Raw genomic sequence first — 26516 nt, 5'->3', positions numbered from 1 at the left:
GACTCTGCTCGCACCCTCCTGCGCCACGTCGATCGGGGTGTCACCCTCGTAGGCGTAGAGCCCCAAGCCAACCCGGGGACCCGCACACGGGCCTCGAGGAAAGGGACGGTGGACGACGATGTCTTCTGAGCTCACAGCCCCATACGGATCGGGCGCGGCACCGGCATCACCGAGGCGCGTACGCATCCATCACCTGCAGGAGATGAAGGACCGCGGCGAACCGTGGCCCATGCTCACTGCGTACGACATGTACACGGCCGCCCTGTTCGACGAAGCCGGCATCCCGGTCCTCCTCGTCGGCGACTCCGCGTCCAACAACGTGTACGGCTATGACACCTCATTGCCCGTGACTGTCGATGAACTCATTCCCCTGGTCCGCGCGGTGACACGGTCGACCAAACGTGCTCTTGTCGTGGCCGACCTGCCGTTCGGCTCGTACCAGATCTCACCAGCGCAGGCACTCGAGACGGCCGTCCGCTTCATGAAGGAAGGCCGCGCGCACGCCGTGAAGCTGGAAGGCGGAGCGCACTTCGCCCCGCACGTCGAAGCATTGACGGCCGCGGGCGTCCCCGTGATGGGACACATCGGCTTCACCCCGCAAAGCGAGCACAACCTCGGCGGTTACCGCGTGCAGGGCCGTGGTTCGGCGGGCGACCAGTTGGTCGCTGACGCCCTCGCGCTGCAGGAAGCAGGCGCGTTCTCGGTCGTGATGGAGATGGTGCCGGGTGAGGTCGCCAAGCGCGTGACGCACGAGCTGGCGATCCCGACGATCGGCATCGGCGCAGGCCCCGATTGCGACGCCCAGGTGCTGGTCTGGCAGGACATGGCAGGCCTGCGGACCGGCAAGGCGCCACGGTTCGTCAAGCGCTACGCCGACCTTGCCGGGATCTTGTCCGGCGCCGTGCAGCAGTTCGCAGACGAGGTCCGCGGCCGCGAGTTCCCCGGCCCGGAGCACACCTTCCACTGACCAGACCTCGTGAGTGTTCTGGCCGGTTCGAACCGGCCAGAACACTCACGAGGTTCTAGGTGCGGCAGAGTGTGCGCATGCGCGCGTTCTACCCACCGGTCGAGCCGTACGACTCGGGCATGCTCGACGTCGGCGACGGGCACAAGGTGTACTGGGAGGTCAGCGGCAACCCGGACGGGAAGCCCGCGGTCGTGCTGCACGGTGGGCCCGGCAGCGGAAGCAGCCCGATGCAGCGGCGGCACTTCGATCCCGAGCTGTACCGGATCGTCCTTTTCGACCAGCGTGGCGCCGGTCAGAGCACGCCGCATGTCAGCTCACCCGAGCACAACCTGAACACCAACACCACATGGCACTTGGTCGCGGACATGGAACAGCTCCGCGAACATCTCGGCATCGACCGGTGGTTGCTGTTCGGCGGGTCCTGGGGCGCGACGCTCGCCCTGGCCTACGGGCAGACGTATCCCGAGCGGGTCACCGGGATGATCCTGCGAGGTGTGTTCACTCTTCGGCAGTCCGAATTGGACTGGCTGTACGGCGGCGGCGCCGGGCACATCTTCCCGGACGCCTGGGCCAAGTTCACCGAGCTCGTGCCGGATGGCGAAGACGTTCTGCGGACGTACCAACGGCTGGTGTTCAGCGACGATCCCGAGGTGAGCCGGAAGGCCGCGCTGGCGTGGAGCCAGTGGGAGGGCGCGACTGTCTCCACCCAGCCCAACATCATCACGCCTTACGGCCAGGAGGAGTTCGCTGTCGCGTTCGCCCGCATCGCCGTGCACTATTTCGTCAACAAGGGCTGGCTGGAGGAAGGCCAGCTGATCCGGGATGTCGGCAAGCTCAAAGGCATCCCCGCGGTGATCGTCAACGGGCGCTACGACATCGTCACACCCCTTGTCACCGCCTACGAATTGGGCCGTGCCTGGCCGGAATGCGAGGGGTACGTGCTCAACGGCGCCGGGCACGCGGTCGTCGACCCGGGGATCTCCGAGCAGCTACTCGCCGCGACCGACCGCTTCGCCGGGAAGGCTCCGGCTCAGTGACGCATGTGCGTCCACAAGGGACGGGCCACACCAAGTCAGGTACCGCCCGCTGACGAGGACGTATCGCTTGCCTGGGAACGCTTCGGGGCCGTCGGTGTCGGTGAACAGGTACGGCTCGTCCGGCAACACCACGAGATCGACGTCTTGCGCCTGCAGCTCGTCCAGTCTCGGGCGCGGGTAGCGGTCTTCGTGGGACGCATACGCATTGGCCACACCAAGGCGCCGCAGCACGTCACCGGCGAACGTGTCGCGGCCGATCACGACCCAGGGGCGCCGCCACACCGGGATGATCGCGGTCGAGTGCACCGGCACGGACTTCGACCACAGGCTCTCGGCTTCGACCAGCCACTCCGGCTCGGTCAGGCCGAGGCCCTGGGTCAGCAGCCGCCGGACCGACCGCAGTCCATCGGGGACGTTCACCGCCGCGGTGGTCACCCACACCGGGACACCGTTGGCGCGCAACCGGTCCACGTCCTCCGGCCGGTTCTCCTCGGCGTTGGCCACGACCAGGTCCGGTTCGAGGTTCAGCACCGCGTCCACGTCCGGGTACTTCGAGCCGCCGACCCTGGGCACGTCCAGCTTCTCCGGGTGCGTGCAGTAGTCGGTGGCCCCGGCGATCACGCCGGGTGCGGTGGTCTCGATGGCCTCGGTCAGCGACGGGACCAGGCTGACCACCCGCGCCGGGGAGCTGACCGGCACGGGTTCGCCGAGGTCGTCGTCAAACGTCGGAGATCACCTTTTCGAACGCGACCTTGCGCCGCACGACGTCCGCGTCCAGCAAGCGAACCCGGATGTGCTGGCCTTCCTGGAAGTTCTCCCCGGCGCACTTGGCGATGACCGGCGGATCGGTCAGGAAGATCTCAGCCGAGTTGGCTTCGGCGCGCAGCACGACCGCGTCGAACTCCTGGCCGATGTGGTCGGTGAGCACCCACGCCTCGGCCTGGTCCAGGCATGCCTTGTCCACTTTGCTCGTCAGCGTGTCCGACCCGCCCATCAGCCCGGGCAACTCTGGCAGGACCGCACGCACCCAGTCCGGCACGGGCTTGTCCGCCGACACTGCCAGGCAGATCTCCGCTCCGAACCTGTCCACCAGACGCCTCAGCGGTGCCGTTACGTGCGCATATGCCGCACCCAGGCCCGCGTGCGTGGTCAACTCGGGCAGAGTGCCGTCGAACGCCGTGTAGCCGGCACCTCGCAGCAGACGGGTGGCGTCCATGTACAACGCCAGCGACTCAGGGCTGCTCGGATCCAGGCCCGCGAGCATCACTGCGACGCTGTCCGTGCGCGCCCAGTTGATACCGAGCGAACGCGCGGACCTCCGTAGCCACTCGATGGCACCGTCATCTGGTTCGGGCAACGTCCGCAGCACGCCGATGCCTGCCTCGACCATCAACGACGCCGCGCTCATGCCCGTCAGCAACGACATTTCCGCGTTCCACGCGTCGACGTTGTTGCGCGGCCTGAGGGTCAGCTTCCAGCCGCCGTTGCCGTCCGTCGCCACGTCCTGCTCGGGCAACTGCAGCTCTAGCGCACCGCGTTGGACCGCGTGCTCACGCCTCAACCGTCCCAACGCCGGAAGCGCGGCGATCGACGGATGCGGGTTGCCCGCGTCGATGGTCGCTTGCACGCCGTCGTAGTCGAACTGGTCAATCGAACGCACCAGCGCCCGACGCACGCGAACTTGGCCCGGTACGCCGTCTTTGTCCAAATCGATGGACCACAACGCGGACGGCCGGATCTGCCCGGGCAGCAGGCTCGCCGCGCCTTCGGACAGGATCGGCGGGTGCAACGGCACATTGCCGTCGGGCAGGTAGATCGTCTGACCGCGCTTCTGCACCTCGGCATCCAGCGCACCACCCGGCTCGACGAACGTACCCAGATCGGCGATGGCGTAGTGCAGGCGGAACCCGGTCCGCGTGGTCTCGACGTAGAGCGCCTGATCGAGATCTTTGGATCCAGGCGGGTCGATCGTGACCAACGGCAGGTCGGTCGCGTCCTCCCGGTCGCCGACCAGCCGGTCGCGGTCGGCAACCGCGAGCTCGGCCTCGGCCAATGCGGCCGACGGGAACTGAGTGGGCAGATCAAACTCGGCACGGACACCGGCGAAGTCGAGCGCGGCGCCGTCCGTCGTTTCCATGACGGCACCCTAACCGCAGTCAGCCCGACTCGTGAGTACTTGCGTGACTTGGATCCAAAGTCGGCCCAAGTGGCCGACCACGATCGGACGCTTCAGGACACGCTCTCGCTCGCCGCCAGCACTGTTTCGTAGTAGCCCTCGTCGATGTCCGCACCGGACCGGCCGTCGATCAACTCACGCAGGATGTCGCAGTGCCCAGCGTGATGCGCTGTTTCGGCGACGACCCGGATGAGCAGGTGCCCGAACGTGGTCTCACGTTTCTCCTCGGCCCACCACGACACCGACGCAGGCGCGTCGAACGGTAAAGAGGCGATGGACTCGTCCGAGTGCTGCCACGCTCGCTTGTACAACCCGACGATGTAGTCGCGGCTCTCCTCCGGCTTGGCCCACATGTCAGCGTTTTCCCAGATCGACACCTCGTCCCAGGGAAGTTCGACGGGCGTGGGCCGGCCGACGCAGTCACCGAGATAGCCGAACTCGCCGCCCATCAGGTGCTTCACCAGGCCAAGGAGGTTGGTCCCGCTTGGTACGAGCGGGCGCCGGATATCGCGCTCGCTCAGGCCCTCCAGCGACGCCACCACGCTCGTGCGCGATTCCTGGAGGTAGCGCTTCAGGTAGTCGGCTGTGTTCATCAATCCCCCTGCACAGTGATCAGCGATGGCCGCACGCTACGCCGGGGGTACGACAGTTCCGGGTTTTCGCAGGTCAAACGGCGACTTCAGTCGTCGTCACCGCTCCACCGCCGATCGGCCTCATCGGCGGCCTTCGTCCGCTCCGCGGCGATCTGCAGTGCCCGTTCGGCGGTCGCCTTGTCGGGGTAAGGGCCGAGCAGGTCTGCGGCGCGGCATTGCATGCCGTGTTCCACGCGGTTGTGCTTCGTGCAGTAGTACCAGCCGGGGTCCGGGTTGGGATCCGAGGTCATCGGGTGCTCCAGTTCTCCTGTGCCGGGAAGCCGCGGGGCGGGGTGTCCTGCAGGTCCGCCGCGTGTTCCCGCGGGATCGGGTCCAGGCAGGACACCAGCACCTTGGTGTTCTCCGGGTCGGCGATCCGTCTTCCGTTGCGCTCCCGGTAGACCAGTTCGCCGTCCGCGTCGATCTCCACTATGCATCCGACTTCGGCGAGTTGCTCTTCGTCCAGGTCGGCGATGACCTCGTAGCGGGACGGCACGACGCGGTAGACGGGCCACGACAGGTGGCCGAAGGCTTGGTGGAACTCCGCGAGCAGATGCGCCATCTGCTGCTGCCAGACCAGTGGCATGCCTTCGGCCAAGGATCTCGGCAGCACCGCGTACCCGTCGACGACGGCAGGCAACGGCCCACTGCTCAGGTAGTCCTTCAGCGGTGTGCCTGAGCGTGGAATGGGGGGCTGTTCCGGATACATCTCTCTCCTCACACTCCCGGCCGCACGGCTTGGCGCACCAGCCCACGCTCGGTGAAGCTCACCGGCCGGATGTGCACCGGCACACCGGTTTGCTGGGCCTCCACGATTTTCCCATCCCCCAGGTACATCGCCACGTGGTGAATCGTGACCGGATTGCCGGTGTCCCATGCCCAGAACAGCAGGTCACCGGGCTGCGCCTGCTCGACCGGCAGGTGCGCGCCCGCTCGATATTGGTCACGGGAAACCCTCGGAAGGATGACTCCCGCTGACCGGTACGCCTGGTTCATCAGGCTCGAGCAGTCGTACGCGTCCTGGCGCGTGAGCGAGGCGCCCCACAGATACGGTTTGCCTTGCTGGGCGAGTGCGAACTGGATCGCCTTCGCCGCGTTGCCCGACGCGGCGGGCAGCAGATCGCCTGTGCCCTCACCACAGCCGGTCGGGTCTGGGATCTCGCCGGCCACACCGATCAGGTGCGAGGCCATCGCTTCCCATTTGTGGTACCGGTCGGGGAATGCGGACCGTTCGACGTCCTGCGCGGAGTCGCCTGGCCGCTGTTCCTTCCAATTCGGGACTTTCTCCAGCACGTCGTAGAACTTGTGCACGGCGTACGTCGGGGTCGTGACCTGTTCCACGGTTCCCCAGCCCATGGACGGGCGCATCTGGAAGATGCCAAGCGAGTCCCGGTCACCGTAGTTCAGGTTGCGCAGCCCGGACTCGGTCATCCCGGCCTGGATCGCGATCTGCCACGCCAGCGGCGGCAGCTTGCGCTCCTTGCCGATCGCGATGATCAACGAGACCGTGCCGCGCTGCTCGTCGTTGAGCCTGCTCGCGTCGATCTGGCCTTGCGGCCCGGACGCGGTGATCGGCCCGATCGAGGCGTTGCAGTTGACCAGCTGGACGTTCTGGGCGTTCTGTTGTGTCGAGACAACGGATGTGACGGCTCCGGCGGTCAGGATTGCCGCGATCACGAGTACCGCGGCGATGCTCAGGAACACCGCCAGCTTCATGATCAGTCCACCTCGGTGTGCTCGTTGACGCGCCAGCCCGCGTCCGTCTTGACCAGGGTGAGTCTCAGTTTCTTCACGTCAGTGGGGATGTCGACGGTGACGGAGCTGGTGTACGAGTCGGCCGTGGCCGCGGGGCCACCGCGGACGCGGGTCTGCGGCACCGACTTCGGGTCCACTTTGGTCAGCACCGCACCGAAGTACTCGTCGGTGGTGTACGGCTTCAACGTGTTCAGCCAGTCCTCGGGCTTGACGTTGTCCGGGTGGTTGACGAACGCCTCGGCCCACAACAGCGCCGTGTCCAGCGCCGCCTTCTCGGCTCTCGCCGGGGTTTTGTTCTCCGATATGGGTTGCCGTGTCTCAGTCAACGACTGCGAAGGCGCGGTGCCGCCACCTTGCGCGGCAGGCGGGACGACGCCCGGCGCACCCTGCGTCGACGTCGGGGCAGCACTTGTGGCGCCAGGTGTTGCCGACGTACTCGCCGCGGTGTTCTGCGCGGGCGCGTTGCCGCCGGTGAGCCTGGGCAGGATGTACGCCACGAACAGCACGATCGCGAGCACGAACACGATCAGTGCCACAAGGTGTTTGGGAGAACGGAGCGGCCATCCCCATAGCCTTCGGTAAACCGCTGCACGGCCTCGGTTGGTCCGGATGGGCATTCAGTCGCCTCCTCTCACCTTATGTACGCATCGGTCTCGCGCGGGCCGTCCCGCATGGGTAGTGGCCGACGAGGTGGTGTGTTGTCACGCACTTCGAACCCTCGCGATGGGCGGTAGATCACGTGCACCGGGCGCCCGGCGACCATCTCGGTCTCCGCTGGTCTCGGTGTGACGACTGGGTTCGGCTCGTACACGGCGACGTCATCACGTTGCCGTGGCGCGATAACGCGCGAAGGAACAACGACGGCATCTTCGCCGCGATCCCAACCACGGTCCGCGACTGGCGATGTATCGACGATCCGGCTGCCGCCTTGCGCGGGCGGCAATGCGCCTGCGGGACCGCGTGCCGCTGGTAAACCACGGTCGTCGGTGCCGCTGGCGCCGAGCACGGCCGCTGCCGAAGCACCGATCTCGGTCCGGCCCATACCCGCCCTTGGCGTGTTGCGGTCCATGCGTTCCGCGCTCGCGGCAACGGGGTTCGTTGCCTCTGGGCGAGGACGGCGACCGTCGCGACGGACCACGGGCTCGTCGTCGTGGTCGCCCTCGCGGACGTTGTCCCAGAACTCGTCTTGCGGAGTGCGCTGGTCGCCCTTGCGACGGAAGCGGCCGAACAAACCCGGGCCCGCGGAAGGCATGGCTCCGCCCACCGCGCCGACCGACAACTCGACCATCTGCCACATTCGGCGCACAGGTCTGCCTATGACAAAGAAGATCACAGTGATCAACGCGGCCAATGCCATCATCGCGATGGTCGGCAGGCTCTCACCGGCGTTGAAGATCGCGTTCAACAGCAGTACGTGCATCCCCGCGAGAGCCGCGAGGACCAGCACGTTCAGCACGACCGCGGCGGCCGCGCGGGCGACCTTGCGCAGCAGGTCGTGGTACAGGATCGCGATCAGACCGATCAACGGCGTCGCCAGCAGGAAGATCCGCAGCAACACCTGGGCGAGCAGGATGCCCAGCTTGGCGAACAGCTGGAACAGCGAGTACACGATTCCTTGGAACAGAGCCAGGAATCCCGCGCCGGTCCGGCTGCCGTCAGTGCCGGTGAAGTAGCCCTTTGTCGGGCCGAGCTTGGCTGCGATCTCCTTGTACTTGGCCTTCTTGGCTTCCAGCGCGGCCTGGTCGACCGTGTCGGTGGAGTCGAACTTGGTCCACGCCTGCGCGGCCAGCAGTTCCTGGCCGAACTGCTTGGCTTCCGGCGCGTCCTCGCTGCCGAACTCGCCACGCAGCCAGTTCTGGTAGACAACCTTGTTGTGCAGCGCCTCAGGCAAGGCGTGCAGGTCGGCCTCCGGCGCGTTGTCCGCGAGGAAGCCCGCTTGGATCTGGGTTGTCTTGGACAGGAAGCGCTCTTCCACTTCCTTGTACAGCGGGCCCACGATGACGAAGGACGTGGCGACCCACATGGCGGCCAACGCCCACAACCCGCGCCGCGACACCGAAGCCAGGTCGCCGCGCCAGATGTAGCGGAACAGCAGCACGGCCAGGATCACCGCGGCAAGGCCGAACCACTTCACGTAGATGTTGTCGTAGAACAGCTTCGTGGCGCCGTCGATGGCGGCGTCGAGCGGTCCCATCAGCTCGTCGTAGGCCAACGCGTAGTGCACGCCGTTGGTGGCCGCGACGAAGTTCTTGCCCACGTCGAACAACTGGTTGCCCATCCAGTTGCCGATGGTGGCGTCCGGGTCGGTGATCGCTTTGCCCAGCGCGCCACAGCTCTCGTCGTAGACGTGCCAAACCTGGCCCGCGTAGGCGTATTGGCCGTAGATCGAGCCGGGGGTGCCGTGGGAGGGACGAGGTGCGTCGAGTGCCGCGACCATGCCCGCGGTCGGGCGTCCGGGGTTCGGGGCGTTGTCGCAGTCCTGTGCGACGGCGGTCGGGGCGAAAACGACGAGCTGGAGACCGAGAATCGTGGCGACGGTCAGGAAAGCCTTACGCCGCCCACGCTTCGGCAGCGGCCACGCGCGTCTGCGTCGGCGTCGCGCTGCCAGAAACAGCGCGACGCCGACCACCACCACGACCAATGTCATCATGCGGCGTCTTCCTGCCCGGGCTTCTTCGGCGGTGCCCCACCTCCGACCGGCTGCTCAACCGGCTCTTCGGTCAGGCCCAGTTCGAAGTCCGCTTCCAGTTCGAACTCCTCGTCCGCGTCGGCGTACCGAGCGGGCGGCTGTGGTTCTGGCTCCGGCGCGTGCTGCTGCGCCGCTTCGCCGGCACGGGCCGGGTCGCGCAGGGCGTCCGGCGTCGTGTCCATGGCGGTACGGAAGTGATCCAGGTGCGGCCCGGAGAAGTCGGCCCGGATGCGCTCCACACCGCCCGCACCGTCCGCGAAGATGAACTGCCGCGGGGCACGGTCCTTCTCCAGCTCGGTGCGCTGCGCCGGGCGACGGCCGAGGCTCGCGATCACCTGCTCGTAGCCCGCCCCGATCGGCACTTTCAGCAGCCGCAACGCGTCCGCCTGCGCGGCGTCGTCGTCCAGCCTGCCCACGAAGACAGAGTCCAGCAGCGAGACAAAGCCTTGGATTCGCAGGAAGTCAGCGGGGATCTGGCTGGACAGCAGGACACGCACGTTCCACTTACGCGAGTCACGGGCGAACCGGTTCATCAGCACCCGGCCGGTCGGCACCTCGGACAGGAAGAACGCCTCGTCGATCCAGACGCCCTTGCGCAAGTCCTTGGGGCGCTCGTAAATCGAGCGCTGCGTCAGCCACGCCGCGAGGTTGAGCAGCTCGACACCGAGCGCCTCGGCGTCGGTCCAGTGCTCACGTCCCACGCCGTCCTTCGGCAGGGTCAGACCGGCCATCGTCAGCACGGTCAGCCTGTCGTCACGCGTCTCGTTGTACGGGTCCGCGTCATCTTCCGGGATCAACAACGACATGCGCTCACGCATCTCGTCGAGGAAGTCCGCGACGACGATCGCGTGCTCGCGGTGCTCGCTGGCGTCGCGCCGCAGGGCCTCGAAGACCATGCCCGGGTGGGCGTCGAACCGGCCGCCGATCGTCCGGACCGCGCGCAGCAGCACGATCCTGGTCTGCGGCAACCGCGCGACCTCGTAGGGCAGCAACCCGGTGAGCACGTCGAGAACGAGGCGTCGGCGGGTCGCCGCGGCGAGGGCTTTCTCCCGGCGCCAGGCGCGTTCGGGGTCTTCCTCGTCCATGAAGTGCTCGATCATCGGCTCGGCGACCACGCGGTACGGGTTCAGGATGCCCGGTTGCGCGTTGAGCAGGTTGATCGGCCGCGCATAGGGCCGCAGCTCAGGCAGTTCGCACAGCCTGGCCAGCGGACCCGACGGGTCGAGGATGGTCCAGTAGGCACCGGCACGCAATGTCTTGTAGACGATTCCGCCGCCGAGGAACGACTTACCGCCACCGAGACCGGCGACCATCGCGGTCAGGCCAGAGGAGTCACGCAACTCCTGCGCCATCCACGGGTCCCACGCGACCGGACGCCGCGTCGCCGTGCAGGTCTCGCCGAGCAGGATCCCGCGCCGGTCACCGACTTCCGCCGTCGCGGTCGGCACGGCGGAGGCCGCCCACATCACCGAGCCACGCCGCAGGTAGGCCGCGGACGCCAGCGGCTCACCCGGGATGAACTCGCGCGCCATCGCGTACTGCGCCTCGGGGTGCTCGATCGCGATCTTCGGCTTGTACAGATCCAGCAACTGCTGGGCAAGCCGCAGCGCGTCCCGTTCGGTCGGACCGGAAACCGCCAGGCGCCACCAGGATCGGACGCGAGTGGCCAGCGCGGTGAACCCGGTGGTCATCTCGTCGTCGATCTCCAGCACGCGGGAAGCCTGCCGCGCCAACGACTGCGGCGGTTCCAGGCCGTGCTCGTCGGTGTAGTGCTTGACCTGTGAGCGGACCTTGTTCATCTGCCGGGCCAGCTCGCCCTGCACTTCTTCCGGTCGTCGCACGTAGATCCGCGCGGACCATTCGACGTTCGCGGGCAGGCGGTCCGACCGCTGCATCCATGGGTCGTCGATCTCCGGGATCTGCAGGCCGTGCATCAGGCCGACGGTCAACACCGCCACATGCCTTGTCACGCCAGCATTGGAGCCCGTCCGGCCACGAACGGTCACAGTCGGCGAGTACGGGTCCTGGTGGAAGTCCGCCGCGTCGGTGAAGCTGGCCAGATCCTCCGGCTCCCACGCGGCGCCCGGCACGGCCGGCATGTTGCGCGGCGCGGGCAGGCCCAGGGAGCAGGACCGGTGCATCAGCCAGGACATTTCCTCGGCCGTGGCAGGCCGGCCTTCCAGTCCAGCCGAGCCCATCACCTGGTCGAGGTGCTCGACCTCGCTGTCCAGCGCGACCAGTTCGGCGTCCACCGCGTCAGGGAAGATCTTGCGCAGCAATGGGGCGGCCCGTTCGACCGCCCTGTCCACCATGTTGCGCGTCTGCACCTGGACGCCGAGATAGACCTCTTTCTCGGCCATCGAACGGCCCATCAGCTGCTGCTGCTCGCCCACGAGGTAATCGTCGAACGACAGCGCGCCAGGAACATCCGGCAAACGACCGACAGCGTTGTGCACGTGCGCCTCGGCCCACATCCGGATCGGATACGGCCGCGCGGTCACGCGCAGGTGCAGCCATCGGCCATGCAACTCCGCGTACTGGCCGGCGATGGCCGCGATCAGGTCCTGGCGTTGCGAGTCGCTGCGGAACGACCAACGCTGCGGCGCCAGCCGGTACCACGCGTACACGTCCGTGCCTGTGCGCAGCAGATGCCCATCGATGCTGCGGGCCATGATCTCCGGCGTGTACTGCGGAATGCCCTGTTCGCCGGGCAGCCTGCGGTTGCGTTTGGCCGCGGCCTTGGCCTGCGCCTTGCGCCCGGCCTTGGTGGCCGGTGGCGGGGGCATGAAGTTGCTGCCGTGCCCACTGGCCCTGTGCCGATGCCGCGGTGGCGGCGCCTCGTAGCCCGGCGCCGGTGGCAGCGCTCGCTGCTGGCGCGGCTGGGGCTGGGGTTGGTGCTGGGGCACTGGTGGTGGGTCGAACGGGTGTGGCTGCCTCGCCTGATCCCGCTCGGCCCGATCAGGCCCGGGCTTGCGTCGGCGTGCGAACACCGCTGACCTCCCGCCTGTGTTCTTTCACGCGGCCACGCTTCTTGATTTTCGGCCGCGGCCGTTGAGCGTTCACCCTCACGCGGGTCGCACTGACCGCGCCGCCCTGTCCGGCGCTGGTCTCCCGTGGTGCGGTGAGTTCGCGGCTCCACATCGCGAGCACAGCACCAAGAGGACGCTCATGGCTGATTCGGGAGCAGATGAAACGGGTAATCAGCACGGTGATGACCAGTGCCCACCCGGTGCTGAAGAAACCGAAGCCGATACCCATCCATCGCTCGACGGTCATGGTGATGAGGAAAACGACGACGCCGACACCCCATGCGACGTAACGGGCGCGCCAAGGGAACGTCGCCTTCGGCGGCCCGAGCCACACCGCGTCGACGCGGTATACCTCGTCGTCTGTACGAATCCGCACGCGATCAGGCCCGGAACAAACTGGCGATCCATTCGCCGATGTCCTGACCGGCACTGGTGGTGACCGCCAGACCGATGATCGCGAGCGCGATGACGACACCGCCGAGCCTGCGCATGACACCGGCGTTGTCGCCCTTGCCGCCGCCGAGCCACAACAGCAGTAGCGCGACCGCGAGCAGCAGCAATGGCACCAGGTTGTTGAGGATCCATTCGCGGACCCCGCCTGTGCCCAGGCCCTTCGGGTCTTGAGCGAGGGTGATCAGGGCCGTCATCATCTCGAACTCCCAAATACGACGAGCGAAGCGGAACCGGGTCCCGCTGTGCCTATCGAGTAGAACATGTCGGCTTCACGAGGTGTAGTGGGCAGCGAACGCACCGTAGATCCAGTTCGACCTCCTGCCGGGCGGCCTGGGCGGCGTGTGTATGACCACCCCCCATGATGGGGTGGCGGGAGGCGTCCGTATGCAATGACCACCCAATTCGCCCAACATCCTGCGGAGTTCACCCGCCCGACCGACCTATGCTCACCCTTGGTGCGGCAAGTCACGGGCTCGTCAGAGTCTAGCTGACGGGCAATCCCCCGATCGGCTCAGCCAACGGTCACACACCGGCGCAGGTCACCGATGTCCAGAGAGGACTGAACGCGAGGTCAGGGCCTCGATCAGGTGAAATTCGACCCCTGCGTGAGACGTCTTCGTAATCGTTCATGCATGATCGTCGATGCGTCGAACATATGTTCGATTATACCGCCGATGAATACGAGTTCGGATTCAGGCGAACTTCTCACGTACGGTGATCGATTCGGCAAGATCAATTCAAAAGCGGCCAGGAAGTGGCCTGAATAGGTTCTACCTTGGCCTTATGCACCGCTTCTCTTGGACTGACGTCTGCGCCCGACGACTTGCACGGCACGGGTTGAGCGTCCCCTTGGCTGGCCAGCCGGTCGATGTCGTCAGCGCGATGGCCGGGACGCACGCGCAGGTCCAGTCGGCCGCGGAACTGGGTATCGCGCTGCGGCTGGACGGGGCGACGCGGGCGGACGTGCAGCAGGCGCCCGATCTGGTGAAGACGTTCGGCCAGCGCGGCACTGTTCATCTCCTGCCCGCTTCGGAGTTGCCGCTGTGGCTTGGTGCGTTGTCCGCGGTTCCACCGGGGCCGAGTCCGTGGGACGAGAACGTGCGGATGACCGACGAGCAGACCGAAACAGTGTTCGCGGCGATCGGCAAGGCGCTCGACGGCAAGGAGTTGACCGTCGACGAGCTCACCGAAGCGCTCGTCGAGCTGGCCGGGCCGTGGGCAGGCGACTGGGTCATGCCCGCGTTCCAAGATCTCTGGCCGCGTTGGCGGACGGTGACTCATCTGGCCGCTGTCCGTGGTGTGCTTGCCTTCGGTGCCAACAAGGGTCGCAAGATCACGTACACCAACCCAGGCGTCACACCGGCTCCCACGCGGCAGTCGCTTGAGCACGTTGTGCGGAGCTACCTGCGGGCGTACGGACCCTCGACGCCGCAAAGGTTCGCGCATTGGCTGAACGCGCCGATCAAGTGGGCGGCCGAGGTGTTCGCGTCGATCGAGCTCGAACAGGTCGAGGTCGAAGGTGAGCCAGCGTGGGTGCTGCCCGGCGATTTGGCCGTGCCTGAAGTCACCGAATGCGTGCGGTTGCTGCCTTATTTCGACGGTTACTCGTATCGTGTGGGCAATCAGCCGCCGTCGTTGCTGTATCCCGGCAAGGCCAAGGACCGGGTGATGCGGGCCAATTTCCAGAACCTGATCGTGAACGGCACGGTCGCCGGGCTGTGGCACCAACGCAAGTCCGGGCGCCGGGTCGACATCACCGTGGAATCGTTGGTGAAGCTGACCAAAAGGCAACGGGCCGAGCTTGACGAACAAGCTCAGCGCGTTGGCCAGATCATCGGCGCCACACCGACTGTGACGTATGGTCCGGTCACAGTCGGCGGCCACGCCTAGTGTGAAGGCCGGAGCGGCTTCGGTGGCGTGAACGTGGTGAACGCCGGCGTCATTTCCTTGTCAGTAAAGGTGTCCAGGAAGAGCACGTTCTGGTAAGTGCTGCCGTACGAGGCCGCCGCGGCGTTGAGCTTCGCCGGAGCGGTGTCGGGCCAGCGACCAGTGTCCACCTTGTGCAACAACGTCTTCAGTGCTGTCAGTTCCTCGGCGGCACTGAATCCACAGTGTCCACCGCGGCCGACAAACAGCTGCCGGATCCGGTCAGGACGGTCGACTTCTTCGGCGTACCACCGTACTTGGTCGGCGACCGCGCCGCCGTCACCTGTGCTGTGCAGCGTCACCATCGGGACGGGCATCCGTCCACTGGGAACGGTGTAGCGGTACATGTAGGCCAGCGCACGGGGATCCGGCGCGATGCGTGGCGCCTTCGCCAGCTTGTCCAAGTCCTCGTCGAGGTTGAGGCCAGCGGCTTCGTAGGCCTTCTTGACCTCGTCGCGGAGGAAGGACTTGCTGAGCAGACGGCGGTAGTCGACGCCGATGTTGAAGGACGGGTTGCCGCCCGCGCGCCGTTCCAAGTCCTCCCGGCCGCCCTGCGGTCCCATACCCCAGACGTAGGCGCCGTAGATCCACTTCGCTTGGTCGGCGATCTTGTCCGCCGGCTCCGGCTCGTGCGGGCTGTACCAGCCAGGGATGTTGCCGAAGGCCGCGGCCAACGCGATCCTCGCGCGCCCTTTGTCGTCGTTCTGCGCGCCGAGCACGGCGTTCTTCAACGCCTCGCTGCTGGCTGCCGGGTCGCGGGCCTTCACGAGGTCGATGTCCCGCCCCTCGGCCAGCAGGGTTTTCACCGTGAAGGTGATGTCGAGCGCGTTGTTCCACGTGCCTTGCGGGTCGTACTCCCCGCACATCGCCAGCACACCGGCGAACCGGCCCGGGTTGCGTTCGGCGAGCTGCGTCGCGATTCCACCACCCATCGAGGTGCCGGTCGCGATTGTCCGGCGCGGCTTGCCGACGTTGGCCTCGAACCAGTCCAGCAACGCGATCTGGTCCCGCAACGCCGGTTCGATCGCCAAGCCGTAGAGTCCTTCGAAATCGGACGCGGCCAGCGCGAAACCGTTCCGCAGCAACCACTCCGGCGTGTCATAGAGCCGGTTGGCGAGCAATGGCTCCGGCGGAGCCGACGGGTACGGGTAGTACCCGTGGCTGTAGAGCAGAAGCGTGCCGTTCCAGTTGGACGGAACCTCGACGCGGTACTTGACCCCGCCGATTTCCCCTTCGTGGTGCTGGATCTGAGGCTCCGCGGCCACCGCGGGCGCGGCCAGAGCGACCAGGCCCGCGATGACAGCGACGACTAAGCGCTTCATCAGGCGTACACCGACTTACCGGTCTCCAGCAGCGACTTGAGGTCGCTGAGAACCTCGGCCCAGCCGCCGCCCGCACCGTCGATGTTGCCCGCGACCTGCTCGGCGGTCTGCGGCGCGCCCGTGACGTCGTGGGTCACCGTGAGGCAGCAGACGCCGTTGTCCTTCTCGACGATCTCGAACGTCAACGTGGTCGCCTCTCCGCCCAGCCAGGTCGCGCGCCACGTCTGCACCAGCTTGTGCGGTGGATCGACTTCGAGCACCTCGCCCTCGATGATCACGTCGGGCCCACCCTGTTCCTTCATGGCGTCACTGGCCAGGCCGCGATACGCACCGCCGACGCGCAGGTCGTACTCGACCGGGGCCTGGTAGCCGTACTTCACCGTCCACTCAGGCTGGGTGATGGCGTCCCAGATGGTCTGTGCGCTCGCCTTGATGTAGACGCGGTTCATCTGCACGGTCTTGGCAGTCGTCATCGGTCTCTCCAATTCGGCTTTGAGGTCGGCCAGCGCGGCGACCTGCTGCAACGTGTACTTGTCGATCCACCGGTCGTGGATCAGCCGGATCGGGACGGCGTTGAGGAAGTGCAGCTTCTCCCGTCCCTGGCGGCGTGTGACCACGAGACCGGCTTCTTCGAGCACTTTCAGGTGCTTCATCACGCCGAACCGCGTCATCTCCAGCTCGGACTCAAGCTCGGTGAGCGTCCTGCCATCCCGGAGGAACAGCAGGTCGAGCAGGAAACGACGGCTGCGGTCGGCCAGCGCCTTGAACACCCTGTCGTCGTCCTCGGTCACAGGAGAGACCATATGTGACCAAAAGGTCACATGTCAACCGTCGAGTGCCTCGCGGGGGTCGAAACCGGAAACGGACAGCCCGATCACGAACGCCGCAGTGGCCTCCAAGATCGCCGCCCGGCTCAGCGGGCCGGCGTCTGCCGGAGTGCAGCCGATGCCCGTGACCAGGCTTTTCACGATTTCAAGGGCTTCAGGGTCGTCCCCGCAGATGGGCACGAGCTTGCGCGGGTCGTCGCGCCACACGGACTCGTGGCAGAGGTTGAAGGCCTTGACCACTCGGGCTTTCGGCGCCAACTCGGCAACCCGGTGCGCCATCGATACCCCGACGGTCCACTCGCCCGGGACGACGGAGTTCGTGCAGTCGATGAGGACTTTGCCCGCGAGATCAACGGTTCGCAGGACGTCCGGCACGCCTTCGGCCAGGACCGCCAGCAGGATTACGTCGCCGAAGGCAGCAGCTTCGGCGAATTCGCCCCGATGGCTGAGCTTGATCTCATGCCCGGCCTTGGCCCACAGCCCGCCGAGCCCGTGCGCCATGTTGCCGGCGCCGAGAATTCCGATTCGCATGTGCCCGAAGCTAGGGAAACCGTTGGTTACCAAACGGTTCCCCGCTCCAGGGCTACCTCATTGAGCCGGGGTGATGTGGCTCAGTACGCACACCCAACGACCGTCCCGGCGGACGAAGACATCAGTGGTCCACTCGTCCGCGTCGAATTGCTGCCCCTGGTGGTGAGCCGTGTTCGTCACTCGCGCGGTGATGGTCGCGGTGTCGCCGTAGACCTGCACTCGCGGCTCACTGACCATCTGCATCGCCGAATGCGTCAAAGCCCCAGAGGCCACCATGGCCAGGAACTGGTCCTTCGGCGAGACGCCGCTTTCGGAGACGATCACCCACTCGTCGGCCATGTACGAACCGATCAGGGTGGCGTCGTTGGACACGATCGCGGCGGCCCATTCCTTCGAAAGAGCGACCAGGTCAGCCTCTTGCATGCGCCGAGTCTAGGCGGCGAGGTTGAGCTGCCAGGACACTCCGAAACGGTCGTTGATCCAGCCGAACTTCTTGCTGAACCCATGGTCGCCGAGCGCCATCAGCACCCCGCCGCCTTCGGACAGCGCGGCGTACAGACGGTCGATCTCGGCCTCGTCGGCGCAGTTGACGAACAGCGACACAGCGGGCGTGAACGTGAACGCGTGCGAGACCGGGCTGTCGATGCACATGTACTGCTGGCCCGCGAGCGTGAAGATGGCCTGCACGACGCTGCCTTCCTTGCCAGGACCTTCAGCGCCGTATCGGCTGATCGACACGATCTCCGCGTCATCGAAGAGCGAGATGTAGAACGACATCGCCTCTTCGGCCTTGCCTTCGAACATCAGGAACGTGTGGATCTTCTGCTCGGCCATCCCGCCTCCAGTAGCTACTGCTTATATAAGCGCAGACTGTATCATGCAGACTGTCCGCATGCTTCTTGCCGACTGTCCCGCCCGGCTGGCGTTCGACATCGTGTCCAACACCTGGAACGCCGTGGTGATCTGGGCACTGAAAGACGGGCCGCGGCGACACACCGAACTGCGCGAGCAGATCGGCGGGGTCAGCGCCAAAGTGCTCACCGAGACCTTGCGTCGGCTGGAGGAGTACGGCCTGGTCACACGCGGATACGAGCTGACCGCTCTCGGGCGGACCATGCTCGTGCCGATCGAGGCGATGGGGCAATGGGCTTACGAACACGGCGAGCAGGTCGCGGTCGTAAGGTAAGCGGCATGCTTGGTTTCTCGACGCTCGGATGCCCCGGCCTCCCGCTGGCCGACGTTGCCGCGCTGGCCCGCAAGTACGGCATCGGGTTGGTTGAGTTGCGGTGCGCCGCCGACGAGCCGGTGCACGTTGGCTTGTCCAAAGCGGAGAAGGACGCGGCCCGCAGTGCGCTCGACGGGCTCGGGATCACGGCGCTCGCGTCGTACTACCGGCTGTGCGACGACGACGTGTCGATACTCGCCGACCACGTCGAACTGGCACACGACCTGCAGGCACCGGCGATCCGGATCTTCCCCGGCCGCTCACCGGGAACCTCGGTGGACCTGGCCGCCGAGCGGCTCGCCAAGGCGGCGCAGATCGCCGAAGGCGTCACCCTGCTGCTCGAGACGCACGATCTTTTGTTGCGGGGCAAGGAGATCGCGGCTGTGCTCGCCGGTTCGGGCGCGAGCGGCGTCGGCGCGATCTGGGACGCGATGCACACCTGGCGCGCCGGTGAGACACCGGCCGAGGCAGCCCAGGCTTTGCTGCCGTGGCTTGGCGAACTCCAACTGAAGGACGCGGCTTCCGCGACCGACCGCAGGCCGATGGTCCCGGGCACCGGAACGGTGCCGATCAAGGAAACCCTAGCCGCTGCCAAGGATTTCACCGGCCCGATCGTGCTGGAACACGAGACGAAGTGGTACTCCGACGCGGCGCCGTTCGAGGAGTCACTGGCCGCGTTCGTGAACCTTATGAAGCAGTAGCCAATCCAGGGTTTTCCGCGAGCGCACCGGCGAACCGGCGCACCGCGCCCGCGAGTTCCGGTGACGGCGTGGACACGTCCGTGTCGAGAACAAAGTGGCCAGGCACGACATCGGTCGCCCCGCGTGCAGCCAGCAACGGCCGCAACGCGTAATCGATCGCGACAAGGTGACCTTGCGTGCCACCGTTTGCCAGCGGCAGCACCACTTTGCCGGTCAGCGCGGTCTTCCGGAGCAAGTTCAGCAACGACTGCACCAGACCGCTGTACGCGGCACGATAAACCGGACTCGCGACAACCACGCCATCCGCACGGTCAACCAAATCCATCGCGTTGCGAATCACCGGATCAAGAAGGTCACCGCTGAGCAACGCGACCGTCGGCAGGTCACGTACGGACAGCAGATGCACCTCGTGACCCTTGAGCAGATCGGAAACATGCCGGAGCAGCACGGCTGTCGGCGCCTCCGGCGCCGGACTGCCCGACACGATCAGAATCGTGGCCATGGCCGATCACAACCCTGCGGGGTGACCGCGCACCCAGTCGCTTGTGGACATCATCGCTCCCGGTCGGTGACCGTGTGACGCCGCCGAGTAAAGCCCGGTGACCAACACACCGGCAACCAGTTCCGAACCGTGAGATACCCTTTGCAGGCGGACGAGTCGGCAGGGCGGCCGCGGCGATTCGAAAGAAAAGCCGAGGAAAGTCCGGACTCCACAGGGCAGGGTGGTTGCTAACGGCAACCCGAGGCGACTCGCGGGACAGTGCCACAGAAAGCAAACCGCCTTGGCCAACGGCCGAGGTAAGGGTGAAACGGTGGTGTAAGAGACCACCAGCACCCCGGGTGACCGGGGTGGCTAGGTAAACCCCACCCGGAGCAAGGCCAAGAGGGCGTTCAGAAATGGACGCCTGCGCAGGCGATCGAGGGCGGCCCGCCCGAGCCTGCGGGTAGGCCGCACGAGCCTGCCGGCGACGGCAGGCCCAGATGGATGGCCGCCACCCGGGAATCCCGGGTACAGAATCCGGCTTACATGCCGACTCGTCCGCCTTTCGGCCGCCGCTGTTTGTTCTTTTCAGCGTGTTAGGCGGCCGAGGCGTGGTGTCTTCTGGGGGCCGAGCCCCCAGACCCCCACGGTGCGAGTTCCTTCCGACCCAGCGCTGGGTGCGTTTCGCTTGAACCAACGGGCGCGGCTTAGGCGCGAGGGGCGGCTTTGCCGCGAGCAGCGGCTTCGGCGCGGGGGATGGCTTGGCGCGAGCAGCGGCTTTGCCGCGAAGGGGCGGCTTTGGCACGAGCGGAGGCTTTGCCCCGAGGGATGGCTTGGCCGCGAAGGGGCGGCTTGGCCGCGAGGGATGGCTTTGGCGCGAGGGATGGCTTTAGCGTGGCGAAGGGATCATTGGCAAATCTGGTTGTCCACAGCCACCGCTCGACCCGATGTTGATCATGCCCAGGCGATAGACTGGCCAGGGGACGCCCCCCGGGAGTGGTGGGGGATGCCTGGGGTGTCTGGGGTGTCTGGGGTGTCTGGGGGTCTAAGCCCGGTAGGCAGCTCGCGGCGGTGGCGCGGCGGTGATCCACCCGCAGGAAGCAATCCCGAGCGATGGCCATGCCGACAAGGTGAAGTCGTTAAAGAGAACCTGGCTGCTCGCCCGTCAGGTAGCGCTGCAAGGTGGGGCCGAGCCAGTGCACGACTGCCTCATTGTCCATCGCCACCACGGGTGGGAACTCCAAGATGTAGCGGCACAAGGCGAACCCCAGAACCTGCGTCGCCACCAACCCTGCGCGGACTGGGATGTCGTCGAGGCCGATGGCCGCAAATGCCGCCCCCAACTGGGTCGCACAGATCGAGCGCATGCGCTCCGCGGCGGAGGGATGAGTCACCCCTGCCCTGAGCAGGGCCATCATCGTTTCGCTTCGCTCCCAGCGGGTCAGCACGTGCCGGGCGAGCGTCGATCCGATCTCGTCACGGGGGATCACCGTCAGATCTGGCAGGCGTAGGTCGAACTCCGCCGCTGTCGCGAAGAGTTTTTCCTTGTTGCCGTAGTAGCGCATCACCATCGCCGGGTCGATTCCCGCGTCCGCCGCTATCGCTCTGATGGTCGCGCGTTCGTATCCGTCCGCGGCGAAGCGCTCGCGGGCGGCGTTGAGGATCGCCTCCCTGGTCACGTCCGATCTACGGGCCATGTCAACAAGTGTAGGCCAACACCTGTTGACATCGCATCCGCACCCGGTCTACCGTTAAATTCAACAAGCGTTGACCAAGGAGGGAATCATGGACGTCGTCATCGTTGGCGCAGGTCCGACCGGTTTGATGCTCGCCGGTGACCTTGCCCAAGCGGGTATCGATGTCACCATCCTGGAGCGGCGGGCCAGCACCGAGGCGAACACCACCCGGGCTTTCGCCGTACACGCCAGGACCATGGAGCAGCTCGACATCCGCGGACTGGCCGACAAGCTGCCCGGCAAGCCGGTGCGCAAGCTGCGACTGTTCGACAAGATGTATCTCGACCTCAGCAAGCTGCCGACCAAGTTCAACTATCTGTTCATCAGCCCGCAGTACGAGGTCGAGAAGGTCCTGCGCGAACGCGCCGAACGGCTTGGCGTCAAGATCGTGCACGGCGAAGAGGTCAAGAGCCTCAGGCAGACCTCGGACTCCGTCATCCTCGAGAGCACGACCAGGACCTGGCAGGCCAAGTACGTGGTCGGTACCGACGGTGTGCGCAGCAAGGTTCGCGAGCTCATCGGGCTGCCGTTTCCCGGCAAGTCGGTGCTGAAGTCGATCATGCTGGCGGACGTCAGGCTGACGACACCGCCGACCGACGTGCTCGCGGTCAACGCGGTCGGCGACGGGTTCGCGTTCATCGCGCCCTTCGGCGACGGCTGGTACCGGATCTTCGCGTGGGACCGTCGCAATCAGGTCGACGACAACGCCCCGCTGGAACTCGACGAGATCCGCGAAGTCACCAAGCGCGCCCTCGGCACGGACATGGGCATGCACGATCCACGCTGGATGTCACGGTTCCACAGCGACGAGCGCCAGGTGCCGAACTACCGGCAGGGGCGCGTCTTCCTCGCAGGTGACGCGGCACATTGCCACTCACCCGCAGGCGGTCAGGGCATGAACACAGGCATCCAGGACGCTGCCAACCTCGGGTGGAAGCTGGCCGCGGTCCTCAACGGTCACGCCGGCGACGAACTGCTTGACACGTATCAGGAAGAACGTCATCCGGTCGGCAAGACCGTGCTGCGCAGCAGCGGCACCATCATCCGGCTCGGGATGGTCAAGACGAAGCTCGGCATCCGGCTGCGCGGGTTGATCGGCGGTTTCCTGCTCAACCGGACCAAGATCGCGACGAAGGCCGCGGGCCAGATCTCCGGAATCGGCATCCACTACGGCGACAAGAGGCGCGCACCGGACATCGAGCTGACCGACGGGCGGCTCTTCGAAGCCTTGCGGGGCGGGCGTTTCGTGCTCGTCACGAACGAAGCCCGGGACACCCCGGACTTCGTCACCACGGTCAAGCCCAAGAAGCCGGTGGCACAGCCGATCCTGGTCCGCCCGGACGGTTACGTCACGAACTGGGATGATGCGAAATATCGTTGACCAGGCGGACCGAGGCGTTGCCGTCCGGATAGAACTCCACAATGGACAGCGAGGCCAGGTCGAGGTGCAGCCGGTAGAGCAGCGCCGGCCCGGTGTCCAAACCCAGGCGCAGCAACGATTTGATCGGCGTGACGTGGCTGACCACGATCACCGTCCCGCCGCCGTGTTCCGCGACAAGCTCGTCACGGACCTTGCGGACGCGGCGATGCACTTCGTCGAAGCTCTCGCCGCCGGGCGCCGGGACTGAGGAGTCGCTCAGCCACCGGCCGTGCAGCTCGGGATCACGCTCAGCGGCTTCGCTGAACGTCAACCCTTCCCACGAGCCGAAGTCCGTCTCGGTCAGACCATTGTGGACAACGACGGCACCACCGGTCGCGTCGGCGACGGCCTGGGCGGTCTGCTTGGCCCGCCCCAACGGCGAGGACACAATCGGGGTTGACGAGTCCACAATGCTCATCGACGCCAGCCGGGCCGCCGCGGCAAGTGCTTGCTTCTCCCCCACCGGTGTCAGCGGGGCCTCGCCGCGCCCGGAATACCGGCGCTCCACCGAAAGCGGGGTCTGACCGTGCCGCAGCAGGAGGATCCGCGTCGGTGTTCCTTGGGCGCCGGTCCACTTCGCCGGGGTGGGCGTGTGCGAGGCCGAGGCCTGGGCGTCCATCGCCTCGTTCGCCAGCCGGTCGGCTTCTTTGTTGAGCTCCCGCGGAATCCATTCGAAGGTCACCCGGGAGAACTTGGCGACCAGCTCTTGGGCCTTGGCCGCCAACGGCTGCAGCGCGGCATGCTTGATCTTCCATCGGCCGGACATCTGCTCGACGACGAGCTTGGAGTCCATCCGCACTTCGACCTCGTCGGCGGACAGTGCCGCGGCGGCCTGCAGGCCCGCGATCAGCCCGCTGTACTCCGCGACGTTATTGGTGGCCACGCCGATGCCCTCGGACCGCTCGGCCAGCAACTCGCCGTTCGAGGCGTCCCGGACAACCGCGCCGTACCCGGCGGGGCCGGGGTTGCCCCGGGACCCGCCGTCAGCCTCGACAACAACCTTCACAGGCCTGACTCCGCCGTACGGATCAAGATCGCGCCGCATTCCTCGCAGCGCACGACTTCGTCCGCGGGCGCGGCCTTGATCTGCGAGATCACGACACGATCCAGTTCGAGACGGCAGGCGCCGCACCGCCGTGACCGCAGCAGAGCCGCGCCGGTGCCCTTGTGCTCACGGACCCGGTTGTACAGCGCGAGCAGCTGCTCCGGGAACGCAGGCAACATCGCCTTACGGGTCGCGTTGGCCTTGGCTTCCTGGGACTCGATGTCGGCGAACGCCTGGTCACGGCGGCTCGTCGCGTCCGTCACCGCAGCCTCCGCCTTGGCCAGCTCGGCTTCGGAGTGCTGGGCGTCCATCTCCAACGCCTCACGCCGCTCCATCAGCTCGAGCAGGTCGTCCTCCAACGCCGCCTGCCTGCGGTGCAGCGTGTCGATCTCGTGCTCGAGGTCGGTCATCTGCTTGGCCGCGACCGTGCCGGACTGCAGCAGCTTGTCGTCCCGCTCGACCCGGGCGCGGACCTGGTCGATCTCCTTCTCCTGCCGTTTGACCTCGCGGTCGAGGTCGTTGAGCTGGGTGGCCACGGCCACCTGCGCGTCCCGCTTGGCCCGTGCCGCCTGCTCGGCCGCGGCGATCTCGGTGATCTCCGGCAGCGTGCGCCTGCGGTGCTCGAGGCGCGCCAGGTCGGCGTCGACCTCGGCGAGGTCCAACAGCCGGCGCTGCACGGCTGGGTCGGCTTTCAACGTGCGGTCCTCCCCGTTCTGGCCGCCCGGAGGGTCCAGGGATCGGTGCGGCGGATCGATGTGTGAGTCTCGACGTTACCCCCGAAGGCGGCGCGCACGACGCCCGCCGCCTGGTCGCACCACGGCCACTCGCTGGCCCAGTGCGAGACGTCCACCAGCGCCGGTGCGTCCGGCGCCGAGTCGATATGTTCACCGCTCACGTGGTGGCGCAGATCGGCGGTGACGTACGCGTCCACGCCCGCGGCCGTGGCTTCGGCGAGCAGCGAATCACCGGATCCGCCACAGACCGCGACCGTCCTAATCGGACGCTGCGGGTCACCGGCGGCGCGTACGCCCCAAGCGGTCTCGGGCAACGCGTCGGCGACGCGCTGGACGAACGTCTCCAGCGGCTCAGGTTCAGGCAGTTCACCAATACGACCGAGGCCGAGTGGCGGTTCCTTCGGGCTGAGCGGAGCCAGTACCGAGAGCCCGATCGCCTGGGCCAACGCGTCCGAAACGCCTGGGAAAGCGGAGTCCGCGTTGGTGTGCGCGCAATACAGTGCGATCCCTGCCCGGATCAGCTTGTGGACCAGGCTGCCTTTCGGCGTGTTCGCCGGAACGCCGTGCACACCGCGCAAGAGCAACGGGTGATGCGCCACGATCATCTGCGCGCCGATCTCCATCGCCTCGTCCACAGTGGACTCGGTCGGGTCGACGCAGAACAGCACGCGCCGGACGTCCTCGATCGGATCCCCGCACACCAGCCCGATCGCGTCCCACGATTCGGCCAGCTCGGGCGGGTACGCGGCCTCCAACGCGGCGACGACTCGGCCAACTGTGCTCACGCGCGAACCTCCACAGGCCAGGCATTCAACAACCGGGCCACCTGCGACGGCGGCCGGACAGCGAGCCGGATGTACTCGGTCGACAACCCAGGGAACGTCTCACCCCGGCGCACCGCGATCTTCTTGTCCCGCAGCACTTCCCGGACCTTCACCCCGTCCGGCACGCGGACGAGGACAAAGGGCGCGGTCGGCTCGGCGACGACCTCGATTCCAGCTTCCCGCAACGCGGTCACGAACTGCGCGCGGTACTCGATCACCGCCTGCGCCGTCTCCTCGGCCTCGGCGACAGCTCCCGGCGAACAACACGCGGCCACCGCTTCGAGTACCAGGGTACCTACTGGCCACTGTGGACGGTCAACGGCCAGCCGGGCCAGGATCTCCGGGTCGCCGAGTACGTACCCCGCACGAAGCCCGGCCAACGCCCACGTCTTGGTGAGGCTGCGGAACACCAGCACGCCGGGGTCGCCCGCGAGGGACTCAGGCTCGCCGGGGACGGCGTCCATGAAGGCCTCGTCGACCACGATCAGCCGTCCTGGCCTGGCCAACTGCCGGATCGACGCGGCCGGGTGGGTGACCGATGTCGGGTTCGTCGGGTTGCCGATCACGACCATGTCGGCCTCGTCCGGCACCAACTCGGGACGCAGGACGTAGTCGCCGTCGAGCATCACCCGGTGGATCGGGATCCCGCCGGTCCGCAGGGCAGCCTCGGGTTCAGTGAACGACGGATGGACGACCGCGGCCAATGCGGGCCGCAGGTTCGGCAGCAGCGCGAACCCCTCAGCCGACCCGTTGAGCACCATGACTTCGTCCGGCGTACGGCCGTGCCGCTGCGCGACCGCCGTACGCGCGGCAAGATCGTCGACATCCGACGGATACGCCGCCAGCCGCTCGAGCGCCGCGGCCAGCCGGTCGTGCAACCACCGCGGCGGAGCCGGCAGCCACACGTTGACCGCGAAGTCCAACATGCCAGGCGCCGTGTCCTTGTCGCCGTGATGGCGAAGATCTTCGCTGGTCATCGCGGCAATACTAATGACACCGATAGGGT

At 66.7% G+C, this 26516-nt stretch carries 28 protein-coding genes and 1 other RNA gene; 7 read left to right on the top strand and 22 right to left on the bottom strand.

The genetic code is table 11. The features are described 5' to 3' along the window. Positions 1–118: 118 nt before the first annotated feature. Together panB and pip are read left to right on the top strand one after the other, a co-directional pair. A complete protein-coding gene (gene panB, locus B9C43_RS27110; RefSeq protein ID WP_033380684.1) occupies positions 119–967 on the top strand; it encodes a 3-methyl-2-oxobutanoate hydroxymethyltransferase in 849 nt (282 codons plus the stop codon). Between the two features lie 77 nt (positions 968–1044). Further along, positions 1045–2004: a prolyl aminopeptidase gene (pip, locus tag B9C43_RS27105; protein ID WP_084429876.1), complete on the top strand. Its 960-nt coding sequence runs from the start codon at positions 1045–1047 to the stop codon at positions 2002–2004. On the opposite strand, the gene B9C43_RS27100 is transcribed toward pip, so the two are convergent. The 11 genes from B9C43_RS27100 to B9C43_RS27050 all read right to left on the bottom strand — a co-directional run bounded on the left by B9C43_RS27100 (position 1957) and on the right by B9C43_RS27050 (position 12932). Beyond that, on the bottom strand, positions 1957–2703 hold the full coding sequence (locus B9C43_RS27100; protein WP_084429795.1) for a helical backbone metal receptor: 747 nt from the start codon (positions 2701–2703) through the stop codon (positions 1957–1959). The two genes, pip and B9C43_RS27100, sit on opposite strands and share 48 nt — an antisense overlap. Before the next feature lie 19 nt (positions 2704–2722). Next, entirely contained in the window at positions 2723–4141 is a 1419-nt protein-coding gene (locus B9C43_RS27095; protein WP_084429794.1) for an RNB domain-containing ribonuclease, read from the bottom strand. 92 nt (positions 4142–4233) lie between these two features. Then, positions 4234–4773 (bottom strand): DinB family protein, encoded by a 540-nt coding sequence (locus B9C43_RS27090; RefSeq protein ID WP_051894889.1) that lies wholly within the window; start codon positions 4771–4773, stop codon positions 4234–4236. An 86-nt stretch (positions 4774–4859) separates the two neighbouring features. Further along, a complete protein-coding gene (locus B9C43_RS27085) occupies positions 4860–5063 on the bottom strand; it encodes a hypothetical protein (RefSeq protein ID WP_033380688.1) in 204 nt (67 codons plus the stop codon). Continuing rightward, complete coding sequence (locus B9C43_RS27080) at positions 5060–5521, bottom strand: hypothetical protein (RefSeq protein WP_033380689.1); 462 nt, start codon at positions 5519–5521, stop codon at positions 5060–5062. The genes B9C43_RS27085 and B9C43_RS27080 overlap by 4 nt, the downstream gene beginning before the upstream one ends. Before the next feature lie 8 nt (positions 5522–5529). Next, the gene (locus B9C43_RS27075) at positions 5530–6528 is read right to left on the bottom strand and encodes a C40 family peptidase (RefSeq protein ID WP_033380690.1); all 999 of its coding nucleotides are present in this window, start codon (positions 6526–6528) and stop codon (positions 5530–5532) included. A 2-nt stretch (positions 6529–6530) separates the two neighbouring features. Further along, positions 6531–7103 carry a hypothetical protein gene (locus tag B9C43_RS27070; RefSeq protein ID WP_235038852.1) on the bottom strand — a complete coding sequence of 191 codons (573 nt, stop codon included), beginning with the start codon at positions 7101–7103 and terminating at the stop codon, positions 6531–6533. A gap of 95 nt (positions 7104–7198) precedes the next feature. Continuing rightward, the gene (locus tag B9C43_RS27065) at positions 7199–9217 is read right to left on the bottom strand and encodes a hypothetical protein (RefSeq protein WP_200825699.1); all 2019 of its coding nucleotides are present in this window, start codon (positions 9215–9217) and stop codon (positions 7199–7201) included. Beyond that, positions 9214–12042, bottom strand: coding sequence for an ATP-binding protein (locus B9C43_RS27060; RefSeq protein WP_051894891.1), 2829 nt, complete (start codon positions 12040–12042; stop codon positions 9214–9216). The genes B9C43_RS27065 and B9C43_RS27060 overlap by 4 nt, the downstream gene beginning before the upstream one ends. A gap of 172 nt (positions 12043–12214) precedes the next feature. After that, positions 12215–12661, bottom strand: a complete 447-nt coding sequence (locus B9C43_RS27055) for a hypothetical protein (RefSeq protein WP_033380693.1) — start codon at positions 12659–12661, stop codon at positions 12215–12217. A 4-nt stretch (positions 12662–12665) separates the two neighbouring features. Further along, complete coding sequence (locus tag B9C43_RS27050) at positions 12666–12932, bottom strand: hypothetical protein (protein ID WP_084429875.1); 267 nt, start codon at positions 12930–12932, stop codon at positions 12666–12668. A gap of 589 nt (positions 12933–13521) precedes the next feature. Here B9C43_RS27050 and B9C43_RS27045 point away from each other — a divergent pair. Beyond that, on the top strand, positions 13522–14628 hold the full coding sequence (locus tag B9C43_RS27045; RefSeq protein ID WP_084429792.1) for a winged helix DNA-binding domain-containing protein: 1107 nt from the start codon (positions 13522–13524) through the stop codon (positions 14626–14628). On the opposite strand, the gene B9C43_RS27040 is transcribed toward B9C43_RS27045, so the two are convergent. The 5 genes from B9C43_RS27040 to B9C43_RS27020 are packed head-to-tail and all read right to left on the bottom strand — an operon-like array spanning position 14625 to position 18178. Further along, entirely contained in the window at positions 14625–15986 is a 1362-nt protein-coding gene (locus B9C43_RS27040; protein WP_084429791.1) for an alpha/beta hydrolase family protein, read from the bottom strand. The two genes, B9C43_RS27045 and B9C43_RS27040, sit on opposite strands and share 4 nt — an antisense overlap. Further along, positions 15986–16777, bottom strand: a complete 792-nt coding sequence (locus tag B9C43_RS27035) for an ArsR/SmtB family transcription factor (protein WP_235038851.1) — start codon at positions 16775–16777, stop codon at positions 15986–15988. Before B9C43_RS27035 ends, B9C43_RS27040 begins: the two co-directional genes overlap by 1 nt. A gap of 33 nt (positions 16778–16810) precedes the next feature. After that, the gene (locus B9C43_RS27030) at positions 16811–17344 is read right to left on the bottom strand and encodes an NADPH-dependent F420 reductase (protein WP_084429790.1); all 534 of its coding nucleotides are present in this window, start codon (positions 17342–17344) and stop codon (positions 16811–16813) included. 57 nt (positions 17345–17401) lie between these two features. Next, entirely contained in the window at positions 17402–17767 is a 366-nt protein-coding gene (locus tag B9C43_RS27025; RefSeq protein WP_084429789.1) for a nuclear transport factor 2 family protein, read from the bottom strand. A 9-nt stretch (positions 17768–17776) separates the two neighbouring features. After that, positions 17777–18178: a VOC family protein gene (locus B9C43_RS27020; RefSeq protein WP_084429788.1), complete on the bottom strand. Its 402-nt coding sequence runs from the start codon at positions 18176–18178 to the stop codon at positions 17777–17779. Positions 18179–18236: 58 nt separating this feature from the next. On the opposite strand from B9C43_RS27020, the gene B9C43_RS27015 reads away from it, so the two are divergent. Together B9C43_RS27015 and B9C43_RS27010 are read left to right on the top strand one after the other, a co-directional pair. Continuing rightward, positions 18237–18530, top strand: a complete 294-nt coding sequence (locus B9C43_RS27015; RefSeq protein ID WP_084429874.1) for a winged helix-turn-helix transcriptional regulator — start codon at positions 18237–18239, stop codon at positions 18528–18530. 5 nt (positions 18531–18535) lie between these two features. Next, on the top strand, positions 18536–19270 hold the full coding sequence (locus tag B9C43_RS27010) for a sugar phosphate isomerase/epimerase family protein (protein ID WP_033380700.1): 735 nt from the start codon (positions 18536–18538) through the stop codon (positions 19268–19270). Here B9C43_RS27010 and B9C43_RS27005 read toward each other — a convergent pair. Continuing rightward, positions 19257–19772: an NAD(P)H-dependent oxidoreductase gene (locus B9C43_RS27005; protein WP_084429786.1), complete on the bottom strand. Its 516-nt coding sequence runs from the start codon at positions 19770–19772 to the stop codon at positions 19257–19259. The genes B9C43_RS27010 and B9C43_RS27005 overlap by 14 nt on opposite strands. 152 nt (positions 19773–19924) lie before the next feature. Between B9C43_RS27005 and rnpB the strand changes: the two genes are divergently transcribed. Continuing rightward, positions 19925–20312: RNase P RNA component class A (gene rnpB, locus B9C43_RS27000), an RNA gene on the top strand. Positions 20313–20890: 578 nt separating this feature from the next. Here the strand turns inward: rnpB and B9C43_RS26995 are convergent. Next, on the bottom strand, positions 20891–21448 hold the full coding sequence (locus B9C43_RS26995) for a TetR/AcrR family transcriptional regulator (RefSeq protein ID WP_084429785.1): 558 nt from the start codon (positions 21446–21448) through the stop codon (positions 20891–20893). Between the two features lie 88 nt (positions 21449–21536). Between B9C43_RS26995 and B9C43_RS26990 the strand changes: the two genes are divergently transcribed. Next, positions 21537–22868 carry an FAD-dependent oxidoreductase gene (locus B9C43_RS26990; protein WP_084429784.1) on the top strand — a complete coding sequence of 444 codons (1332 nt, stop codon included), beginning with the start codon at positions 21537–21539 and terminating at the stop codon, positions 22866–22868. Here B9C43_RS26990 and B9C43_RS26985 read toward each other — a convergent pair. Genes B9C43_RS26985 through cobC form a run of 4 tightly spaced genes read right to left on the bottom strand, consistent with a single transcriptional unit; the run spans position 22837 to position 26487 of the window. Next, positions 22837–23952 carry a bifunctional RNase H/acid phosphatase gene (locus B9C43_RS26985; protein WP_084429783.1) on the bottom strand — a complete coding sequence of 372 codons (1116 nt, stop codon included), beginning with the start codon at positions 23950–23952 and terminating at the stop codon, positions 22837–22839. The genes B9C43_RS26990 and B9C43_RS26985 overlap by 32 nt on opposite strands. Further along, positions 23910–24647 (bottom strand): zinc ribbon domain-containing protein, encoded by a 738-nt coding sequence (locus B9C43_RS26980; protein WP_084429782.1) that lies wholly within the window; start codon positions 24645–24647, stop codon positions 23910–23912. The genes B9C43_RS26985 and B9C43_RS26980 overlap by 43 nt, the downstream gene beginning before the upstream one ends. Next, complete coding sequence (locus B9C43_RS26975) at positions 24644–25471, bottom strand: Nif3-like dinuclear metal center hexameric protein (RefSeq protein WP_033380710.1); 828 nt, start codon at positions 25469–25471, stop codon at positions 24644–24646. Before B9C43_RS26975 ends, B9C43_RS26980 begins: the two co-directional genes overlap by 4 nt. Then, a complete protein-coding gene (gene cobC / locus B9C43_RS26970; RefSeq protein ID WP_084429781.1) occupies positions 25468–26487 on the bottom strand; it encodes an Rv2231c family histidinol phosphate aminotransferase CobC in 1020 nt (339 codons plus the stop codon). The genes B9C43_RS26975 and cobC overlap by 4 nt, the downstream gene beginning before the upstream one ends. Positions 26488–26516: the final 29 nt, after the last annotated feature.

This window comes from Kibdelosporangium aridum (genome assembly GCF_900176515.1).
In the GTDB taxonomy this organism is placed as follows: Bacteria; Actinomycetota; Actinomycetes; order Mycobacteriales; family Pseudonocardiaceae; genus Kibdelosporangium; species Kibdelosporangium aridum.
This window is presented reverse-complemented; position numbering and strand designations above follow the sequence as displayed.

Coding starts and splice junctions, on each gene's coding strand:
- B9C43_RS27090 (WP_051894889.1), bottom strand. CDS start 4,773: ATGAACACAGCCGACTACCTGAAGCGCTACCTCCAGGAATCGCGCACG.
- B9C43_RS27040 (WP_084429791.1), bottom strand. CDS start 15,986: ATGAAGCGCTTAGTCGTCGCTGTCATCGCGGGCCTGGTCGCTCTGGCC.
- B9C43_RS26985 (WP_084429783.1), bottom strand. CDS start 23,952: ATGCGGCGCGATCTTGATCCGTACGGCGGAGTCAGGCCTGTGAAGGTT.
- cobC (WP_084429781.1), bottom strand. CDS start 26,487: ATGACCAGCGAAGATCTTCGCCATCACGGCGACAAGGACACGGCGCCT.
- B9C43_RS27020 (WP_084429788.1), bottom strand. CDS start 18,178: ATGGCCGAGCAGAAGATCCACACGTTCCTGATGTTCGAAGGCAAGGCC.
- panB (WP_033380684.1), top strand. CDS start 119: ATGTCTTCTGAGCTCACAGCCCCATACGGATCGGGCGCGGCACCGGCA.
- B9C43_RS27080 (WP_033380689.1), bottom strand. CDS start 5,521: ATGTATCCGGAACAGCCCCCCATTCCACGCTCAGGCACACCGCTGAAG.
- B9C43_RS27025 (WP_084429789.1), bottom strand. CDS start 17,767: ATGCAAGAGGCTGACCTGGTCGCTCTTTCGAAGGAATGGGCCGCCGCG.
- B9C43_RS27075 (WP_033380690.1), bottom strand. CDS start 6,528: ATGAAGCTGGCGGTGTTCCTGAGCATCGCCGCGGTACTCGTGATCGCG.
- pip (WP_084429876.1), top strand. CDS start 1,045: ATGCGCGCGTTCTACCCACCGGTCGAGCCGTACGACTCGGGCATGCTC.
- B9C43_RS27060 (WP_051894891.1), bottom strand. CDS start 12,042: ATGCCCCCGCCACCGGCCACCAAGGCCGGGCGCAAGGCGCAGGCCAAG.
- B9C43_RS27015 (WP_084429874.1), top strand. CDS start 18,237: ATGCTTCTTGCCGACTGTCCCGCCCGGCTGGCGTTCGACATCGTGTCC.
- B9C43_RS27045 (WP_084429792.1), top strand. CDS start 13,522: ATGCACCGCTTCTCTTGGACTGACGTCTGCGCCCGACGACTTGCACGG.
- B9C43_RS26995 (WP_084429785.1), bottom strand. CDS start 21,448: ATGGCCCGTAGATCGGACGTGACCAGGGAGGCGATCCTCAACGCCGCC.
- B9C43_RS27085 (WP_033380688.1), bottom strand. CDS start 5,063: ATGACCTCGGATCCCAACCCGGACCCCGGCTGGTACTACTGCACGAAG.
- B9C43_RS27030 (WP_084429790.1), bottom strand. CDS start 17,344: ATGCGAATCGGAATTCTCGGCGCCGGCAACATGGCGCACGGGCTCGGC.
- B9C43_RS27010 (WP_033380700.1), top strand. CDS start 18,536: ATGCTTGGTTTCTCGACGCTCGGATGCCCCGGCCTCCCGCTGGCCGAC.
- B9C43_RS26990 (WP_084429784.1), top strand. CDS start 21,537: ATGGACGTCGTCATCGTTGGCGCAGGTCCGACCGGTTTGATGCTCGCC.
- B9C43_RS27005 (WP_084429786.1), bottom strand. CDS start 19,772: ATGGCCACGATTCTGATCGTGTCGGGCAGTCCGGCGCCGGAGGCGCCG.
- B9C43_RS27095 (WP_084429794.1), bottom strand. CDS start 4,141: ATGGAAACGACGGACGGCGCCGCGCTCGACTTCGCCGGTGTCCGTGCC.
- B9C43_RS27050 (WP_084429875.1), bottom strand. CDS start 12,932: ATGACGGCCCTGATCACCCTCGCTCAAGACCCGAAGGGCCTGGGCACA.
- B9C43_RS27065 (WP_200825699.1), bottom strand. CDS start 9,217: ATGATGACATTGGTCGTGGTGGTGGTCGGCGTCGCGCTGTTTCTGGCA.